The organism is Cerasibacillus quisquiliarum (genome assembly GCF_014202495.1).
GTDB lineage: Bacteria > Bacillota > Bacilli > Bacillales > Amphibacillaceae > Cerasibacillus > Cerasibacillus quisquiliarum.
This window is the reverse complement of sequence record NZ_JACHHA010000015.1, coordinates 18,253-34,819: the sequence shown is the minus strand read 5'-3', so window position 1 is coordinate 34,819 and position 16,567 is coordinate 18,253. Positions and strand designations below refer to the sequence as shown.

18 protein-coding genes and 2 pseudogenes are annotated in these 16,567 nt (G+C 35.6%); 15 read left to right on the top strand and 5 right to left on the bottom strand.

The annotated features are described in order from the left end of the window. Positions 1 to 231 precede the first annotated feature (231 nt). Complete coding sequence (locus HNQ35_RS12400; protein ID WP_146938489.1) at positions 232 to 663, top strand: hypothetical protein; 432 nt, start codon at positions 232 to 234, stop codon at positions 661 to 663. A gap of 27 nt (positions 664 to 690) precedes the next feature. Here the strand turns inward: HNQ35_RS12400 and HNQ35_RS14600 are convergent. Continuing rightward, positions 691 to 1,539 (bottom strand): annotated as a pseudogene (locus tag HNQ35_RS14600) (transposase); the annotation flags it as partial. Positions 1,540 to 1,832: 293 nt separating this feature from the next. Here HNQ35_RS14600 and HNQ35_RS12395 point away from each other — a divergent pair. Further along, entirely contained in the window at positions 1,833 to 2,459 is a 627-nt protein-coding gene (locus tag HNQ35_RS12395) for a DUF1054 domain-containing protein (RefSeq protein ID WP_146938490.1), read from the top strand. A gap of 65 nt (positions 2,460 to 2,524) precedes the next feature. On the opposite strand, the gene HNQ35_RS12390 is transcribed toward HNQ35_RS12395, so the two are convergent. Continuing rightward, positions 2,525 to 2,806: a CPCC family cysteine-rich protein gene (locus HNQ35_RS12390; protein ID WP_174771682.1), complete on the bottom strand. Its 282-nt coding sequence runs from the start codon at positions 2,804 to 2,806 to the stop codon at positions 2,525 to 2,527. After that, positions 2,795 to 3,124, bottom strand: a pseudogene (locus tag HNQ35_RS12385) (NIPSNAP family protein); the annotation flags it as partial. The gene HNQ35_RS12390 and the pseudogene HNQ35_RS12385, both read right to left, overlap by 12 nt. 154 nt (positions 3,125 to 3,278) lie before the next feature. Between HNQ35_RS12385 and HNQ35_RS12380 the strand changes: the two are divergent. The 3 genes from HNQ35_RS12380 to HNQ35_RS12370 are packed head-to-tail and all read left to right on the top strand — an operon-like array spanning position 3,279 to position 4,943. Continuing rightward, on the top strand, positions 3,279 to 3,623 hold the full coding sequence (locus tag HNQ35_RS12380) for a DUF6176 family protein (protein WP_146938491.1): 345 nt from the start codon (positions 3,279 to 3,281) through the stop codon (positions 3,621 to 3,623). A gap of 1 nt (position 3,624) precedes the next feature. Then, positions 3,625 to 4,401 (top strand): hypothetical protein, encoded by a 777-nt coding sequence (locus HNQ35_RS12375; RefSeq protein ID WP_146938492.1) that lies wholly within the window; start codon positions 3,625 to 3,627, stop codon positions 4,399 to 4,401. Between the two features lie 23 nt (positions 4,402 to 4,424). After that, positions 4,425 to 4,943 (top strand): GrpB family protein, encoded by a 519-nt coding sequence (locus tag HNQ35_RS12370; RefSeq protein ID WP_146938493.1) that lies wholly within the window; start codon positions 4,425 to 4,427, stop codon positions 4,941 to 4,943. A 561-nt stretch (positions 4,944 to 5,504) separates the two neighbouring features. Here the strand turns inward: HNQ35_RS12370 and HNQ35_RS12365 are convergent. After that, positions 5,505 to 6,074, bottom strand: a complete 570-nt coding sequence (locus HNQ35_RS12365) for a cupin domain-containing protein (protein ID WP_146938516.1) — start codon at positions 6,072 to 6,074, stop codon at positions 5,505 to 5,507. Positions 6,075 to 6,624: 550 nt separating this feature from the next. Here HNQ35_RS12365 and HNQ35_RS12360 point away from each other — a divergent pair. The 4 genes from HNQ35_RS12360 to HNQ35_RS12345 are packed head-to-tail and all read left to right on the top strand — an operon-like array spanning position 6,625 to position 9,173. Continuing rightward, entirely contained in the window at positions 6,625 to 7,542 is a 918-nt protein-coding gene (locus tag HNQ35_RS12360; RefSeq protein ID WP_146938496.1) for an ABC transporter ATP-binding protein, read from the top strand. Next, on the top strand, positions 7,542 to 8,288 hold the full coding sequence (locus HNQ35_RS12355) for an ABC transporter permease (RefSeq protein ID WP_146938497.1): 747 nt from the start codon (positions 7,542 to 7,544) through the stop codon (positions 8,286 to 8,288). Before HNQ35_RS12360 ends, HNQ35_RS12355 begins: the two co-directional genes overlap by 1 nt. Before the next feature lie 23 nt (positions 8,289 to 8,311). Continuing rightward, positions 8,312 to 8,770: a LytTR family DNA-binding domain-containing protein gene (locus tag HNQ35_RS12350; protein WP_146938498.1), complete on the top strand. Its 459-nt coding sequence runs from the start codon at positions 8,312 to 8,314 to the stop codon at positions 8,768 to 8,770. Next, positions 8,763 to 9,173, top strand: a complete 411-nt coding sequence (locus HNQ35_RS12345; protein ID WP_170226721.1) for a DUF3021 domain-containing protein — start codon at positions 8,763 to 8,765, stop codon at positions 9,171 to 9,173. Before HNQ35_RS12350 ends, HNQ35_RS12345 begins: the two co-directional genes overlap by 8 nt. Before the next feature lie 44 nt (positions 9,174 to 9,217). Here the strand turns inward: HNQ35_RS12345 and HNQ35_RS12340 are convergent, their stop codons facing one another. Further along, positions 9,218 to 10,135 carry a DMT family transporter gene (locus HNQ35_RS12340; protein WP_146938500.1) on the bottom strand — a complete coding sequence of 306 codons (918 nt, stop codon included), beginning with the start codon at positions 10,133 to 10,135 and terminating at the stop codon, positions 9,218 to 9,220. A gap of 143 nt (positions 10,136 to 10,278) precedes the next feature. On the opposite strand from HNQ35_RS12340, the gene HNQ35_RS12335 reads away from it, so the two are divergent. The 6 genes from HNQ35_RS12335 to tatA all read left to right on the top strand — a co-directional run bounded on the left by HNQ35_RS12335 (position 10,279) and on the right by tatA (position 16,455). Then, on the top strand, positions 10,279 to 11,178 hold the full coding sequence (locus HNQ35_RS12335; protein WP_146938501.1) for a LysR family transcriptional regulator: 900 nt from the start codon (positions 10,279 to 10,281) through the stop codon (positions 11,176 to 11,178). A gap of 104 nt (positions 11,179 to 11,282) precedes the next feature. Next, a complete protein-coding gene (locus tag HNQ35_RS12330; protein ID WP_146938502.1) occupies positions 11,283 to 12,239 on the top strand; it encodes an acetamidase/formamidase family protein in 957 nt (318 codons plus the stop codon). Positions 12,240 to 12,850: 611 nt separating this feature from the next. Beyond that, entirely contained in the window at positions 12,851 to 13,429 is a 579-nt protein-coding gene (locus HNQ35_RS12325) for an SCO family protein (RefSeq protein ID WP_246118108.1), read from the top strand. 182 nt (positions 13,430 to 13,611) lie between these two features. Then, entirely contained in the window at positions 13,612 to 14,397 is a 786-nt protein-coding gene (locus tag HNQ35_RS12320; protein WP_246118109.1) for a gluconate 2-dehydrogenase subunit 3 family protein, read from the top strand. Positions 14,398 to 14,456: 59 nt separating this feature from the next. Beyond that, a complete protein-coding gene (locus HNQ35_RS12315) occupies positions 14,457 to 16,190 on the top strand; it encodes a GMC family oxidoreductase (RefSeq protein WP_146938504.1) in 1,734 nt (577 codons plus the stop codon). A 61-nt stretch (positions 16,191 to 16,251) separates the two neighbouring features. Further along, positions 16,252 to 16,455 carry a twin-arginine translocase TatA/TatE family subunit gene (gene tatA / locus HNQ35_RS12310; RefSeq protein ID WP_146938505.1) on the top strand — a complete coding sequence of 68 codons (204 nt, stop codon included), beginning with the start codon at positions 16,252 to 16,254 and terminating at the stop codon, positions 16,453 to 16,455. Positions 16,456 to 16,567: the final 112 nt, after the last annotated feature.

The window sequence follows — 16,567 nt, the reverse complement described above, 5'->3', positions numbered from 1 at the left end:
GGGGCAGTTAATCTGTCCCTTTAAAATTTAAGGAGGGAGCGAATAGTCAGTTTTTATTGGAGTTTTCGAAATAAGGTATACGTAAATATTTTTTAGCTGCAAGAGACGATACTTTACAATTTCCTGGAATTGGAATATTTGCTTGTTAAAAAAGTCATTTATATATTAGTAAATAATTAAAACTTATTTTCCGTAATTTGGAGGAAAATAAATAACTCAAGGAGGAAGAAGATGAGAGTGATAGCAAGTTTGGGTGTGATTAGTATATATTTAATTTTTCTTGTCAGTTGCAATGGAAAGGATGCAACTTATCAAATTGCTGGAAAGGATCCAATCATTTTAGTCCATCAACTTGAGGGGGCTATGGAGGCTCATGTAGAAGGAGAGCTATTTTATGATAGTGAAAGTAAGACACTATTACTTAAGAACTCAGTTGAAACCGGCTCAGAGTACTCTACTCCAATATGGCCAAAGGGAACGAAACCATTCGTTGAAAATGGGCAACACGGAGTAGAAATACCTGATTATGGAAAGATTGTAGAAGGTGAACTTGTTTTAGCCAGTGGTGGCGGAATAGAAAAGGCGGAATTAAGTGAACTTGATCTCCCAAAGAATTATTTGGAATCTGATGATATTTTAGTAATATCTAAAATAATTAAGTAATTTTACTGTTGTTAAGAGATATTAATGTACATCATTTGCTTGTATGGTACAAATGTAAAACACCATATTTCGCTCAGCTCTCTCCGCTAGACTATAAAGCTGTTTGAGGCTTACACGTTGCCCGTCACAATATAACATTGCCCATACCAATTACGTCAAGTCCTTGTTCTGTAATAGCCTTAATAAAAAGTTGTTGTTTAAATCATGTGTCCATCAACATATAAGAAGCATCAATTCCAGCATTCACCGCACGTTTAATCATATCTGGAATTTGTTCTGGCGCTTTTTGTAAGGCTTCAAAACGGCGTTTGTAGTCTGAGCTACGTTTATCAATTGTCGATGAAATACCGTTAATCTGGCTCTTTTTTGCTTAACAGCGAAAAATCTATCGGTAAAAATTTAGCACCATGTAACCAACCTGGTGTCAACATGCAATTTCCTTTGTAGAAACGCATTTTTTGGAAGCGTGACTAAAGCAACGCGCAAGAAACTCTTCATGTTTACTAGGACTATGATTATATGATGAATCGTCAAAAATAAATACTTTTAGTCGTTCAAGGCGTGTGAGCTTTGATACTTTTCTAATGGTAAAAGAAACGAGTAGAAGTAAAAAACGACGCCATTTAAATGTAAAGTGATTTAAAAAGCGATAAAACGTGTCCTTGGCAGGAACATTATTGGATTTTTACTTTCAAGCATTCTAACCCAGTTTTTATTTTTAAAGATCAAACAGAAGACCAATTGGAAAAGATAAGCACATGAAAATCCAAAGACTCAGTACTACTTGTAGTCCGCAAGTGTTGTAGGATATTTATCTTTAAATGTTGATGCTATTTCATTTGGTAGTTGCTTATTTTGGTCATTATTCGCTCTCATAGTAGGAGACACCTCTTCTTGGTAGTGTTATTTTAGTCAATTTCACTATACAAAATGTTGAGGTGTTTTTCTTTTATAAAGATGTTGTCAAGGAACGCTTTTGATTAGCTCTTGCATTATACTACCGCTGAATAATAATATGATTTTACTCTGCGAAAGTTGAGTAAATAAGAATTAAACCTCTAACTGAAATATTATGAACGCTGAATATACGTAGTCATAATCAGTTCAACAAGTGGCATCCTATTCTTATAGGATTTATAATAGTAGAAAAAACAATCGGAGGCTTTTGAATGTCATTTAAAGGATTTACACAAGCAGATTTCGAAACATTTCATATTGATGGGTTAGACGAACGAATGGCAGCTATTCGCAAACGGATTCAGCCGAAGTTTAAAGCAATCGGTGATGAATTGGCTGATTATTTAACTGAAAAAGCAGGTCATGATATGTATATACATATTGCTAAACATGCTCGCCGAACAGTGAACCCACCTAATGATACGTGGATGGCTTTTAGTTACAATAAGCGAGGGTATAAGAAACACCCACATTTTCAAATAGGTTTATGGGATGACCGTGTCTTTGTTTGGTTAGCCTACATTTATGAATTACCGAATAAACAAGCATATGCTCGTACTTTCTTGGAGCATGAAGAGACGTTAGCAGACATCATCCCTCAAGACTATGATGTATCAATGAATCATATGAAAAAATCTAACGAAAAATGGGCTGATATTCATTTGCGTGAGAAATTGGAACGCTTTTTAAAAGTGAAAAGTGCCGAGTTTTTAGTTGGAAAACAATTTGCGATGGGTGATCCGATTTTACAAGACGGCGAAGCGTTTATTAATGAAGTAAAGGCGATTTATGACACCTTAATCCCAGTCTACCAATTATCACTTGGAGAGAAAAAATAAATTGTACCTTAATGGAAAAAGTGTTTCGTGAACCCACACTATGATTCACGAGACACTTTTATTCGTTAATCTAACGGTTTCCAATGAGGATCTTTGTCATCATGTTCATTTGGTTTTCTTACTAGCTCAATACATTCTTCATCACATGCTCCAAAGGCGTGGAAGTTTTGCTGAGCTTGTCTTAGAGATGGCTGATTCGCTCCGCCTTCTTCATTTGGTTTTTCAAATTGAAGCGGATCATCTTCCCAATAACAAATATCACATATTTCCCAAGAGCCGGGTGGTTCTTCATCTAACGTTTTATACCCACAACAAGGACATGTATATTTCGGTTTTGTTGATTCTATGGCTTCGTTGCGGACCTCTAATAAATAGTGTTTGAGTACATCATCTCTTCCACCATGCTTTTCATACCAGTCTTGAATCTTTCTAACATGTGCCTCATCGCTGCGTATATTATTCTCTATTTCTATGTATTGTTCATAGCTGTCATATTCCCAAATGGCAAAGATCTCTACAGTCCCATCACCATTGTCTTTCATCCATCTTCCGATAAATCGTGTACCATGCTTCAATTGATTTGGTAAATTCGTACGATGAAAATGTTCATTAAAAATATCAACAAACTCTTCTTTTACTAAATAATATTTTCTTCGATAAAACATTTAATCACCCTTTTCGTCATTGGGATGTCTGGCTACCAATGAATATAGCATACTATGAAAAATAACTACAAGTAATGATTGATTTCAGAAATTTCTGGTGTTAAGATAGAAAATAATTAATGGTTAAACTTTTATATTTAAACGGAGGATTAACATGAATATTGAGTTAACAAGATTTCGAGTCAAAAAGGGACAATCAAAACGTGTTGATGAATGGATGGCTTTTTTAAATGAACATATGAAAGACGTCTTACTCACGTTAGAAGGCGAAAAAATGTATGTCGAAACAATTTTTAGAGAACATCTCAATGGTGATGAATATCTGTATTGGTATTCTGTACAAGGTGAAGGTGGACAAGATGTGGAGACTTCAAATCATTGGGTAGATAAAAAACATATAGCATTCTGGGATGAATGTATTGACAAAACGTTTGAACCAGTTGATTTGAAAACAGAGGTCGTGATGATTCCAGATAGAATTAGGAAATTGATGAAGTAGTTTGGCGTATCGAAAGGGCGTGAAGGTCATTAAATCTAATCAAATTTTTTCATGCAATAAAGAAGTGAAAGTAGAATATACAGGTGAAGAAGTTCGTTTATCATCACGGCGTAAACAGGAAATTGAGAAGTTTTGGTTGGATGTTAATAAAGAGCAACAATTTTTACGAGGTGATACATTTACTATCCAATCGATTGTCGAACAGGACGATGTGATGAACATCAAGTTAAGTCTGACTGATTATGCCCATTATTTGCATACCGTTCGTCATCATATAACCGATCAAGAAGGTTGTAAAGTTGTTTATGGTGCTGGTTTGATTGAAACGAAAGATGGCCAATTTGTTATTGGGAAAATGGCTTCCCACACAGCTTATCCCGACCGCCTGCAATGTGCTGGAGGAGGGTTAGGCTGGGAAGATATAACAGGCCGATATTTCAATGTAGAAAATAGTGTTTTAAGGGAAGTAAATGAGGAATTCGGCATTGAACATGACACGATTGAACAATGCACACCGATCTACCTTATGAAAACAGCTGGCTATGACCATTTAGTTATCTTATTTCATATAAAAATACAATTGGTAGCAAGAGAGTTACTGGAAGATTATCAACGGTTTGCGACAGAATTAATTAGTCAAGGTGAAAAACCTGAGTTTCAAGAAGTTATTTTTGTAGAGAAAAAACGTGATGCTGTCGAGCGCTTGTTTGAAGAAAATGTGCATCATGCTGTGGACTATTTATATCCCTTTTTAATGAAAATGGTTGATGATGAATAAATATAGTAAAGGGGAAGTAACATTTGCGAAAAGTTGAAGTTAGTTCATATAACGAAAGATGGCCCGCTATGTTTGAAGAAGAGGTTAAGATGCTTTATCACATTTTCGGAAAAGAAATCATTTCTATTCATCATATTGGTAGTACATCTGTACCAGGCCTACAAGCGAAACCAATCATTGACATCATGCCAGTTGTCCGAGACATTTACTTGATTGATTCATATAATGAAGCCATGCGTGAAATCGGGTATATCCCTAAAGGAGAGAATGGTATTCATGGGCGAAGATATTTTCAAAAAGGTGGAAAAAAGCGCACACATCATGTGCATATGTTTCAAGTGGGAAGTAGTAACATTAAACGTCATTTAGCTTTTCGCGATTATTTGCGAGCTCATGCGGAGGTCAAAAAAAGGTATGGCGAGTTAAAGACTCAACTCGCCGAACAATATCCGTATGATATAGAGTCATATATAGAAGGAAAAAATGATATGGTTAAGAAAATAGAGCGAAAAGCGTTGCAATGGAAGCATGAGTCTTATTGAATTCTCATTTGAATCGTTAATATGACGTCTCGTGCTGAAATACTGTCGTGAGACTCTACGTTGAAGCCTCAATGCGTCCTCTCGTGCTGAAACAGTGTCGTGAGACTCTACGTTGAAGCTTTAATGCGTCCTCTCGCGCTGAAACAACATCGCGAGACCCCACGTTGGAGCCTCAATGCGTCCTCTCGTGCTGAAACAGTGTCGTGAGACTCTACGTTGAAGCTTTAATGCGTCCTCTCGTGCTGAAATACTGTCGTGAGACTCTACGTTGAAGCTTTAATGCGTCCTCTCGTGCTGAAACAACGTCTCGAGACTCCACGTTGAAGCCTCAATGCGTCCTCTCGTGCTGAAACAACATGGCGAGACTCCACGTTGAAGCCTCAATGCGTCTTCTCGTGCTGAAACAACGTCTCGAGACTCCACGTTGGCTCTTCAAGACAATCTTTTGGACTGAAACGCCGTTAGACATCATGATATTGTGTACTTATGAGGTTAAGTTTCAACTGAAGTCATAAGACGATTAAATTTCGTGCTTAGCGTGGTCCTGTTTAAATATACGTTTCACTTCGAACGATGAGTTGGTGATTCAGATATTTGATCTGTTTTTGTTTTATGAACGGTTCCAAATGGATGCTCTGGTGGTGCATAAATACTATAAAGTTTAAGTGGTTTTCTTCCTGTGTTAGTTATATTATGCCATTTGCCTGCCGGAACCATGATTGCATCATCTTTAGAAACATGGCGTTGAAATGTTAGCTTATCTTTTGAATCGCCCATTTGTACGATGCCTTGACCTTCTTCAATTCGCAAAAATTGATCTGTGTCTGGATGTTTTTCTAATCCAATATCTTCATTAACATTAATACTCATTAAGGTCACTTGCAGATGATTTCCAGTCCAAATAGCTGTTCGAAACGTTCGGTTAGCTTCTGCAGCGTCTTCAATATCTAAAACGAAAGGCTGCTTTCCATAGTCTTTTAATACGATTCGTTGTTGTTCAGATTGATAAGGCATATAGCCAAAATGTTTGTTGTTTGCCATTGCCTGTATCGGCTGATAATTAAAACCTCTTGTGTATGTCGGAACATATATATAACAAGGATAAGGGTACATATATGATGTACGATACATTTTCGTCATTCCTTTCACAAATGTTACACCTATTTTATGCGTAGCATGTGTGAATGTGCCTAAACTGAAGTTTACTGTTGTTCCTATAGTCGTAATAGTACTAAACAAATGACACTAAAGGCTAATAAAGTAATAGCACTATTTACTTCAATATTCTTCATCATATTAAGAACGAGTGTAGCGATACTAGTTTCTAATGCAACAGTTATCAAATTAGACGAAACAAGTTTTTTGTTTTCATTGAAACTCCCCATTTCTTTAAAATATTAGTCTAATAGAAATACCCCGATATATTCTCTATCTAAATAAATTTTAAATGTAAATGAACACAGAGCATCGGTGGATAAAAGACAATATTAAAACAAATGCCCAAATATAATCTTTTGCAATAAATGAACGGTAATACAATGTAGATGAAATAACACCGAATGGAGTTAGTTGTTAAGTTTTTTAGTCATGTTAGACATCTTTTTATACCTGTTACGTTAAAACTTATTTCCAAATATGTGAGCTATGGGATAATAAGGCAAAAGAGAGGTGTTGTTGAGAAATGGTATTACACATTAATCAAGTAAAGAAAGAATATGGAAACAAAGAAGCATTAAAATCCGTTTCGTTAGTCATTCCAAAAGGGGCTTGTTATGGATTAGTTGGTCCAAACGGGGCGGGGAAATCAACACTATTAAAAATTATCGCATCTATTATTTTAGATTATGAAGGCAAAGTTCGATTAATAAATCTCTCAAATCAAAGTTTGAAACAACAAATTGGTTATGTCCCGCAAGAAATTTGCTTGGAACAAAATCTATCAGCTATAAGTAATCTCTATTTTTTCGGTAAGCTGTACGATTTAAAAGGAAAAGAATTAAAAAGTCGGGCTATGGAAGTTTTAAAAGAAATTGGATTAATTGACCGAGCAAAGGATAAAGTGAAACAATTTTCTGGTGGAATGAAGCGCCGTTTAAATATTGGCTGTGCCTTAATGCATCGCCCGAATATCTTGATTATGGATGAGCCGACGGTCGGTATCGATCCACAATCTCGTCGTTATATTTTTGAGATGATTAAGCAACTACAACAACAAGGGTGCACGATTATTTACGCGACACATTATATGGAAGAAGTTGAACAACTTTGTGATGAAGTCGCTTTTATTGATCATGGTGAAATCATTGAACAAGGTAGGGTTGAAGCTTTACTTCAACGGTACGCAACTCCTTCTGTTTTTGTAAAAGGAATGAAAGAGCTACCAGAACAGCTTATTACTTTAGGTGATATCACACGACATAAAGATGGTTATTTGATTACAACGAATCAACTCATTGCCGTTATGGAAACAATTTTACAACATTATCAAGAGGAATCAGATAAACTGTTGCGTCTAGAAATTGTTCGCCCACGACTTGAAGATGTGTTTATAACATTAACGGGAAGTGAATTACGAGATGGACAAAGGGGACATGTATGATGGGGGCTATTTTCACATTAGAAATGAAAAAGAACCTTCAAGATAAAGGACTATTATTTTGGATGGTTATTTTACCTATTATTTTTACGTATTTATTTATTGAGATTTTCACGTCTGGTGCAGATGATATAGCTAAACTGGAAGTCATAACGTCTATTGTCCCAGGGTACATAGTCATGTTTGTCTTTTTTATTATGATTTCAATGGTAACGAGTTTTATAAAAGACCGTGATTCAGGGATGACGGCTCGTATAGCAAGCGCTCCAATTAAACCAAAATTTTATTTACTTGGAAAATGGCTTCCATATATTTTAATTGTATGTGTGCAAATCTTCATTTTATTTAGTTTCGGAAAAGTGGTTTATGACATTAACTTAGAACAACCAATCTTGTTAACAAGTTTATCCATTTTTTTAGCTTATATGGTAACGGGTTTTGGGTTGTTTCTTGCTTTAAGCGTTAAAACAGAAAATATGGGAATCGCTTTGACACAAGTCATAGCATTAGGTGGGGCACTTATTAGCGGTTTATGGGTTCCGATTGATATGATGCCAAATATGTTACAAAAAACAGCGGAGTTTTTACCACAATATTGGGCACATCAGGCTCTTCAAGATACGATGCATGGAACACTAGCTTATAAAGATTTCTTTACGGCAAGCGGTGTTTTATTTGCTTACGGCACATCAGGTTTCTTGTTAGCTGTTATCCGATATCGTTCCTTCTTAAAAGTAGCACGAAGTTAAATGACATGAGGTGAGAGATTGGAATGAAAGTAAACATCGATATTGACGAGAAGTACGACAAGACGTCTATAACCATTCAGACGAACGAATGGACTGAAGAATTGGAAGAGCTGCTAAAAATAATTAAAGGTAGGCAAGCACAACGATTGTTTGGAATTGATCACGAGCAGACCGTTATATTAGCTCCAGATGACATTGATTATATATATGCAGAAAATCGAAAAGTGTATGCCGCACTAAAAAATAAAAAGCATATTGAGATAAAAAAGAAACTGTATGAACTAGAAGAGTTACTTATCCCTTATAACTTTTTACGATTTTCCAAGTCTGTAATCGGTAATTTAAAACAAATCCAACATTTTGAACTCTCATTTAACGGTAATTTATGTGTTTACTTCCACTCGGGAAATAAAGAATATATCACACGTCGATATGTTTCTTCTGTTAAAGAAAAATTACAAGGAGGGCAAGCGCATGATTAACAGAATACTACAGAAAATAACTATGGGGATAGCAGCTGGTGGACTACTTACTTTTATCGCTTTAACAGTAATTAAATTTACCCATGTTAAATCAACAGTTGATGTTATTTGGCTCTATATGTTAGCTAGTTTAATCCTTGGGGTTTATTTCAGCTTGGCCTCCTTCATTTTTGAAATAGACTCATGGAGTCCATTAAAACAAACAATTATTCATTTCCTCTTAACGATTGGAGGGTTCTTTTTAATCGCCATACCGATTGGCTGGATTCCGTTTCATTTCGGTACTATCACCTTTGGAATCATTATATTCACAGTTATGTATATGTTAAATTGGGCCAGCTTTTATTTTTATTATAAAAAAGTGGCAGATAAAATGAATAAACAACTACACACTAATAAGTAATGAAAAGCGATTGTGACTTTAAGTTCGTCACAATCGCTTTCTTGTTAAATATCCATTTCACTATATTGCTTTCCAAAGCCCAATTTTTTAAAGTCAATTTTAGTTGAAATGATACCAATCAAAATAAGTGCTGCTCCGAGATAACCTTTTGCTGATAGAACTTCACCGACAAAGACAAAGCCAAAGAGAGCTGCAAAAACGGGTTCTAAAGAGAAGATTAATCCTGTACGTGTAGGTGTTGTATATTGTTGAGCAATCGTTTGGCCAATAAACCCTATGGCACTACAAAATATTCCTAATGCTAGAACGGCAATCCACGCTTCAGTTGTGCTTGGCATCACAGGATTTTCAAAAATAAATGAAAAAGTAAACCCAAACAGTCCAGCAAAACCGAGTTGAACGATTCCTAGGTTAATTGAATCAACATGTTTCGTCACTTTATCAGTTACAATAATATATAAAGCGTAAAAGATAGCCCCTAATGTTATAAGGAAGTCACCTTTATTTAAATTTAAGCCATTATTTAATGTTAGAAGCCCAATCCCAATAAGGGCAATAGAAATACCGAAAATAGTTTTTGCATCAGGTATTTTTTTAAAAAAGATAGCCATTAGTAATGGGACGAAAACAATCGTTAAGCTAAAAATAAATCCCGCGTTTGAAACAGATGTGTCATTCATCCCAATCGTAACGGTTGATAACGTACCGAATAAAAAGAATCCAAGTAAAGCGCCGTATTTTATGATGGTCGTATCAATCTGTTTTAACCGTTTATAAAACACAGCTGCTGAAACAATAAATGCTAAAACGAAGCGTAGACCGACCAAATTAAATTCAGGAATTGTATTAATCCCCATTTTCATAAATAAATAAGATGATCCCCATAACATGGTGACGAATAGCATCATTAAATCGCCTTTTAATTGATGTTTTTTAAGACTGTTGTTTCCTTTAGCTTGCATTGATTTCATCACCCGATACGAAAAATTTGATTAATAACTAGTATAATAGTAAGTTTAGAATAAATAAAATGAATGTTTTTTGATGATTACATGAAAAAAATTCATGTATCTGTATTTGAAATATTTGGAAGGGGTTGGTTTTTATGTCACTTGTAAAATTTGCAATATTTCATAAGGTTGTAGAGTTAGGCAGTTTAACAAAAGCAGGAGAAGAACTGAACCTTTCCCAATCAGCTGTAAGTCATGCGATTGCGAGTTTAGAAGATAATTGGGGTTTTTCAATTCTTCATCGTGGGCGTTCAGGAATAACTTTGACGAGCAATGGAGAACGTGTTTTACAGTATATTAAAGAAATATTGCAATCATATGAGGAGATGGAACAGGAGATAGCTGATATGAATGGTTTAGAAATTGGAACTGTACGGATTGGGACATTTTCAAGTGTTTCTGTCCAGTGGCTTCCTGAAATATTAAAGCAATTTAGCCGTTATCATCCGACGATTGAAATAGAACTGTTTGAAGGTGATTACGCTGAAATAGAAGAATGGATTTTCAAAGGTGAGGTGGACTTTGGATTTGTCTCAATTCCAACATCATATCATTTTGAAGTTATTCCATTGAAAAAAGACCGCATGCTTTGTATTTTTCCTGAGGATCATCCACTTGCACATAAAAAAGAGGTCAGTTTTTCAGAAATTGCGGAAGAACCTCTTATTCGAGCGAAAAAAGGAAGTGATAATGATCTAAAAAGAATTTTAAAAGAAAATAATGTTGTCCCAAATGTTAAGTTTGAACTGGAAGATGATCAGGCGATTTTTTCTATGGTGCAGCACGGAATGGGTATAAGTATTTTACCTGAAATGGCATTATACCGTTTACCTAAAAATATTCGCGTACTTAATTTAGAAAAAGAAAGTTACCGTACAATCGGTATCGCTGCCAAATCATTTAATAATCTCGCTCCAGCGACAAAGAAATTTATTGAGTATTTGAAGCCGTGGTCTAGACATGTCCATGAAAAATTACCACGGGTAGAGGAATAAAATAAGATTAAATAAAAATGCAACAAGATAGAAATGATAATATTTTGCAAAAATTACACCCGTGTGCTTTAATATATTAAAGAGACAAAAAGGAGAGGCGATTAATGACGATTCATCATCATAATCATCCGTATATGACCATTCATGATTTTCATTCACATAGTCATATTGGATGGGACAATTCTATTGAACCGATTGCAGAAGTAGATTCTGGACAAACGATTAGTTATGAAATTGTAGAAGCTTCAGGCGGCCAGTTTAATCGTCAATCGACAGCTGAAGATGTTAAAAACGTTGATTTTTCAAAGTTAAATCCTGTAGCTGGACCGATTTATATTAAAGGGGCAGAGCCAGGTGATACGCTTGAAGTAGAAATGATCGATTTTCGTCAATTAGAATGGGGATGGACAGCGATTGTTCCTGGATTTGGTTTATTAGCAGATGACTTTCCTGATCCTGCTATAAAAATTATTGATCTAGCTGACCGGAAAAAAGCAGAGTTTTTACCAGGTATCGATATTTTTCTTAAACCTTTTCCAGGCACAATTGGTGTAGCCTTAAAAGAGCCAGGGAACCATAGTATCGTTCCACCACGTCATAATGGTGGTAATATGGATATTCGTCATCTTGTAAAAGGAACGAAACTGTATTTACCTGTTCAAGTTGAGGGAGCGTTGTTTTCAATCGGTGATACACACGCTGCTCAAGGTGATGGCGAAGTATGCGGTACAGCTATAGAAGCATCGATGGAAGCGACTGTTCGTTTTAAGCTGCATAAAGGTAAAACGATTGCTGAACCACGCTATGAAATACCTGGACCACCAACGCCTGAAGCAGATAGTATGGGATATTATGTGACAACAGGCCATGGTCCTGATTTGTATAAAGCGTCGCAAAATGCGATTCGTTATATGATTGAGCATATTGTAGACACTTATGGCGTTACAGATGAAGAAGCTTATATGTTATGTAGTATTGCGGTTGATTTACGAATTAGTGAAATTGTTGATGCGCCAAATTGGCTCGTATCTGCATTCTTACCAAATGCAATTTTTAGATAGTTTTTCATACAAGGTTACATTGAGGCTATAAGCAGTATGTTAATTTAGTGCCTTAATGTAACCTTAATTTGTTTACATGGTCGATGGGATTAGCTCTTACGAATAATGGCATATTTATATGAGATGATATTGCGAAAAGTGCTTTCGGACTTAATGTGATGTAATACTGTAATTTTTGTTATGTCAGTGTATCCCAACGATTTCCAGGCACAGCTTAGGCTAGCACTTATAAAGTAATTGAGAATTACTTTATAGATTTTTTTCTCCGAGTTGTAATCTAGTTAATAACTCCACTCATTTCAACGTCTACTTTACTCTCGAATAGCATCTATTATAAATTTCCCTTTCGTATATATTTAAGCTTGGTGAAAATAATTCTTCATATAGTTCGTATCTTATAGACTGCTCTATTGTTTGCGGCTTTCCCCTTAATCTGAGTTCTTACGCGTAAAATATCTCTTAAATAATCTTTCGCTTAAATATTATGATATGAATAATTGGTATAATAGCTCAGATGAATAAGATTCTTATTGTATTTTTAGTGCCAATACAGTAAACTGTACTATGTTTTTATTTCGTCAGTTGTTATGAATGATAAGGAGGATGTTCATGTGAGACATGTACGTTTGCTACTTGTTTTCATTTTACTTACATTACTTGTGGCATGTGGTGGAAAGATAGAAGAAAATATATCTGAGCAATTACCAGAGTTTGAATATACGACTCAGAACGGAGAAACATTTGGTCTAAATGATTTAAAAGGACAATGGTGGTTAGCAAGTTTCGTATATACAAATTGCAAAACAGTATGTCCAGTGATGACAAAAAACATGGCGAAACTGCAACAGGAACTAAAAGAGAATAAACTTGATATACAAATCGTTTCATTTAGTGTAGACCCTGAATTCGATACACCAGAAGTATTAAAACAATATGCTAAAGATTATGGCGTAGATTTTTCTAATTGGACATTTTTAACAGGATATCAATTTAAAACGATTCAGGATTTGTCTATGAATTACTTTAAAACGTCTTTGCAAAAAGCAAGTCCAGGTACAGGCAATGATCAAATTGCTCATGGAACAAGTTTCTTTCTAGTGAATCCAAAAGGTAAAATAGTAAAAAAGTATGATGGTGTCGGGGAAGAAGGTCAAAAACAAGCTATTTTAGATATAAAAGCACTTCAGTAAACGATTTCAAAAGCAATGGATGAAATAGTCTTACTTTAAACAACATATGCAACTTATTTACATTTGAAATCAAAAGGTGTCAGATATATAATAGCAAATGTGTTTTTTAATAAAAGATACTAGATACATATTCTAGTAAAGGGGAGTTATGAATCATTTAAGGGAATGGAGGAAAGAATATCATGACAGAGAAAAATACAAATCAAGCGTCTGACATGAAGAAGAAACAAGACGCTCAACAAGAAGTAGATGGCTTAGGCCGTCGTAAATTTATTAAAAATACAGGTCTTGTTTTAGGAGGAGTAATTGGTGGATCGTTATTTGGCGGTCTAATTACAAATAATTTAAAATCAGAGCCTGCTTCGACAGATACGAATGAAGAAAACGATGGTAAAGATGCACGAATCTTCTTCAATAGAAAAGAAGATTTTGATGTGTTGAAAGCGGCTGTAGAGCGAATTTATCCAGAAGATGATAATGGACCAGGAGCTATTTGGCTAGGTGTTCCATACTTTATAGACCGTCAATTAGCTGGAGAATTTGGCCAAAACGGAAAAGATTATATGCAAGGACCTTTCAAAGATATTCATAATACTGAACGCTATCAATCACGTTTAAACCGTGGTGATATGATGCTTGAAGGGTTAAGAGCAATGAATCAAGTCAGCTTGAAAAAACATGATAAACGTTTCCATGAAATTGAAGGAGAACAACAAGATGAAATTTTAAAAGCATTTGAAGAAGGAAAGGAAAAAATGAGAGGTGCCTCATCCAAATCATTCTTCCAATTGCTTCGTCAAATGACTATTGAAGGCGCCTATGCAGATCCTTTATATGGTGGAAACAGAGATATGATGGGTTGGAAAATGCGTGAATTCCCAGGACCACGTCCTGCGTATATAAATGATATCGAATCAGAAGAATTTGTTAAACAAGATCCTATTAGCTTAAAAGATTATCAGCCGTGATGGAATTTATATAGATTCATATTTTAACAGTAAAGGTTTTACAGAGGAGGATATATTTTATGCCTAAAAAACTAGAAAAAGTAGATGTCGTTGTTGTTGGAACAGGCTGGTCAGGCGGTGTCGTTTCAGCTGAACTGGCTAAAGCAGGTTATAAAGTAGTCGCACTTGAACGTGGCGAAGAAAAATCAACAAACGACTATATCGGTGCAAAAGACGAATTACGTTATATGTCTCGGAAATATATTATGCAAGATTTAAGTATTGAAACGATTACATCTAGAACATCTATGGATGAAACAGCGCTACCAGTTCGTACACAAGATGAGATGATGGTAGGAAATCATTTAGGTGGTAGTAGTGTTCACTGGGCAGGTGCAACATACCGTTATAATCCATTTGAATTTGAAATTCGTTCGGAAATAGAGAAACGTTACGGAAAAGACCGAATTCCAGAAGGTTCATTATTGCGTGACTGGGGCATTTCATATGACGAATTTGAAAAATACTATGATCGTTGGGAAAAAACAGCGGGTATATCAGGTGAGGAAGATCCATTAGGTGCAAAACGTTCGTCACCTTATCCAAACCCGCCAACAGTAGAAACACCAAACTTACGTTTATTCAAGGAAGCAGCAAAAGAGTTAGGATATCATCCTTTCCAAATCTCATCTGCTAACGTAACACAAACTTATGAAAATCCAGATGGTGAAGTGATTAATCAGTGTCAGTATTGCTCATATTGTACTCATTACGGCTGTGACTTTGGAGCTAAGTCTGATCCAATCGTAACGGTTATTCCAACAGCACAAAAAACGGGCAACTTTGAACTAAGAACACATGCTTATGCTCGCCGTGTCACTTATGATGGAAAAAAGGCGACAGGTGTTATTTATGTTGATATGATTACAGGTCAAGAGTACGAACAACCAGCTGATGTTGTTGTTCTTGGCGCATTTACACTGGCAAACACACGACTACTTCTTATGTCTGGAATCGGAGAGCCATATAATCCGAAGACTAAAAAAGGAGTTATTGGACGTAACTTCACTGGACAATTTAATATTACATTCCTAGGTGCAAGAGGTTTCTTCAATGATAAGAAATTCAACTTACACATGGGTGGTGGAGCTTTAGGTGCAACATTTAGTGACTTAACTGGAGAGCATATTGATAACTCTGAAACTGATTTCTTACACGGTGGTGGAGTTGAAATTAGACAATATGGTGATGCGCCAATCAACAATAACCCAGTACCTAAAGGAACACCTTCATGGGGTAAAGAATGGAAAGAAAAATCCTTATTCTATGCAAACCGTAGCTTAAATGTTTGGTTCACACCAGGAGTACTTCCATGGTGGCATAACTATTTAGATTTAGACCCAACATATAAAGATGCATTTGGTGACCCATTACTCCGTGTCACAAATAAATATACGGATCAAGATCGTAACATCGCTAAATTCGGAATTGAAAAATGTAAAGAAGTCATGGAGAAAATGGGAGCCGACATTATTGATGTGGATGAAGTCCCTGAAGAGTTTGACCATGTATATAATGGTGCTCACTATGCTGGTGGTGTGACAATGGGGACAGATCCAGAAACATCAGCAGTAAACACATACTTACAAATGTGGGATGCAGAGAACTTATTCGTTGTAGGTGCTTCAGCAATGCCACACTTTGGTGATCGTCACCCAACAGCAACAGTAGGTGCTCTTGCGTATCGCGCAGCAGAAGGTATTGAAAAATATCTAAAAGAAGGTGGCGGCTTACTTTTAAAACCTGAAAAATAATGGTTTAATAGAGTAAGAGTAACTTTTATGTTTATAGTCGAGCTACCTTGGAGGTGGAATGATGGGAATTGCTAATATTGGTATACCCGGATTGATTTTAATCTTATGTTTAGCATTAATTATTTTTGGTCCGAATAAATTACCAGAGATTGGTAAAGCTGCTGGACAAACATTACGTGAATTCAAGAAATCAACAAGTGGCCTTATGAATGAAGACGCTGATGATAAGAAGAAAGAAAAAGATAAACAAGAAAAACAAGCATAAAATTGATACAGAATGAGCATTTTCTTTTTTTAGAAAGTGGCTCATTCTTTTTTTGTTGAAAATTTTTTCAAAAAAACGTAATGATACAGCCTGCTCAATGTAGATGAATATC

Excerpts from the sequence above, each read along its gene's own strand:
- HNQ35_RS12400 (WP_146938489.1), top strand. The coding sequence starts at position 232 with ATGAGAGTGATAGCAAGTTTGGGTGTGATTAGTATATATTTAATTTTT.
- HNQ35_RS12395 (WP_146938490.1), top strand. The coding sequence starts at position 1,833 with ATGTCATTTAAAGGATTTACACAAGCAGATTTCGAAACATTTCATATT.
- HNQ35_RS12380 (WP_146938491.1), top strand. The coding sequence starts at position 3,279 with ATGAATATTGAGTTAACAAGATTTCGAGTCAAAAAGGGACAATCAAAA.
- HNQ35_RS12365 (WP_146938516.1), bottom strand. The coding sequence starts at position 6,074 with ATGTATCGTACATCATATATGTACCCTTATCCTTGTTATATATATGTT.
- HNQ35_RS12360 (WP_146938496.1), top strand. The coding sequence starts at position 6,625 with ATGGTATTACACATTAATCAAGTAAAGAAAGAATATGGAAACAAAGAA.
- HNQ35_RS12355 (WP_146938497.1), top strand. The coding sequence starts at position 7,542 with ATGGGGGCTATTTTCACATTAGAAATGAAAAAGAACCTTCAAGATAAA.
- HNQ35_RS12350 (WP_146938498.1), top strand. The coding sequence starts at position 8,312 with ATGAAAGTAAACATCGATATTGACGAGAAGTACGACAAGACGTCTATA.
- HNQ35_RS12345 (WP_170226721.1), top strand. The coding sequence starts at position 8,763 with ATGATTAACAGAATACTACAGAAAATAACTATGGGGATAGCAGCTGGT.
- HNQ35_RS12340 (WP_146938500.1), bottom strand. The coding sequence starts at position 10,135 with ATGCAAGCTAAAGGAAACAACAGTCTTAAAAAACATCAATTAAAAGGC.
- HNQ35_RS12335 (WP_146938501.1), top strand. The coding sequence starts at position 10,279 with ATGTCACTTGTAAAATTTGCAATATTTCATAAGGTTGTAGAGTTAGGC.
- HNQ35_RS12330 (WP_146938502.1), top strand. The coding sequence starts at position 11,283 with ATGACGATTCATCATCATAATCATCCGTATATGACCATTCATGATTTT.
- HNQ35_RS12320 (WP_246118109.1), top strand. The coding sequence starts at position 13,612 with ATGACAGAGAAAAATACAAATCAAGCGTCTGACATGAAGAAGAAACAA.
- HNQ35_RS12315 (WP_146938504.1), top strand. The coding sequence starts at position 14,457 with ATGCCTAAAAAACTAGAAAAAGTAGATGTCGTTGTTGTTGGAACAGGC.
- tatA (WP_146938505.1), top strand. The coding sequence starts at position 16,252 with ATGGGAATTGCTAATATTGGTATACCCGGATTGATTTTAATCTTATGT.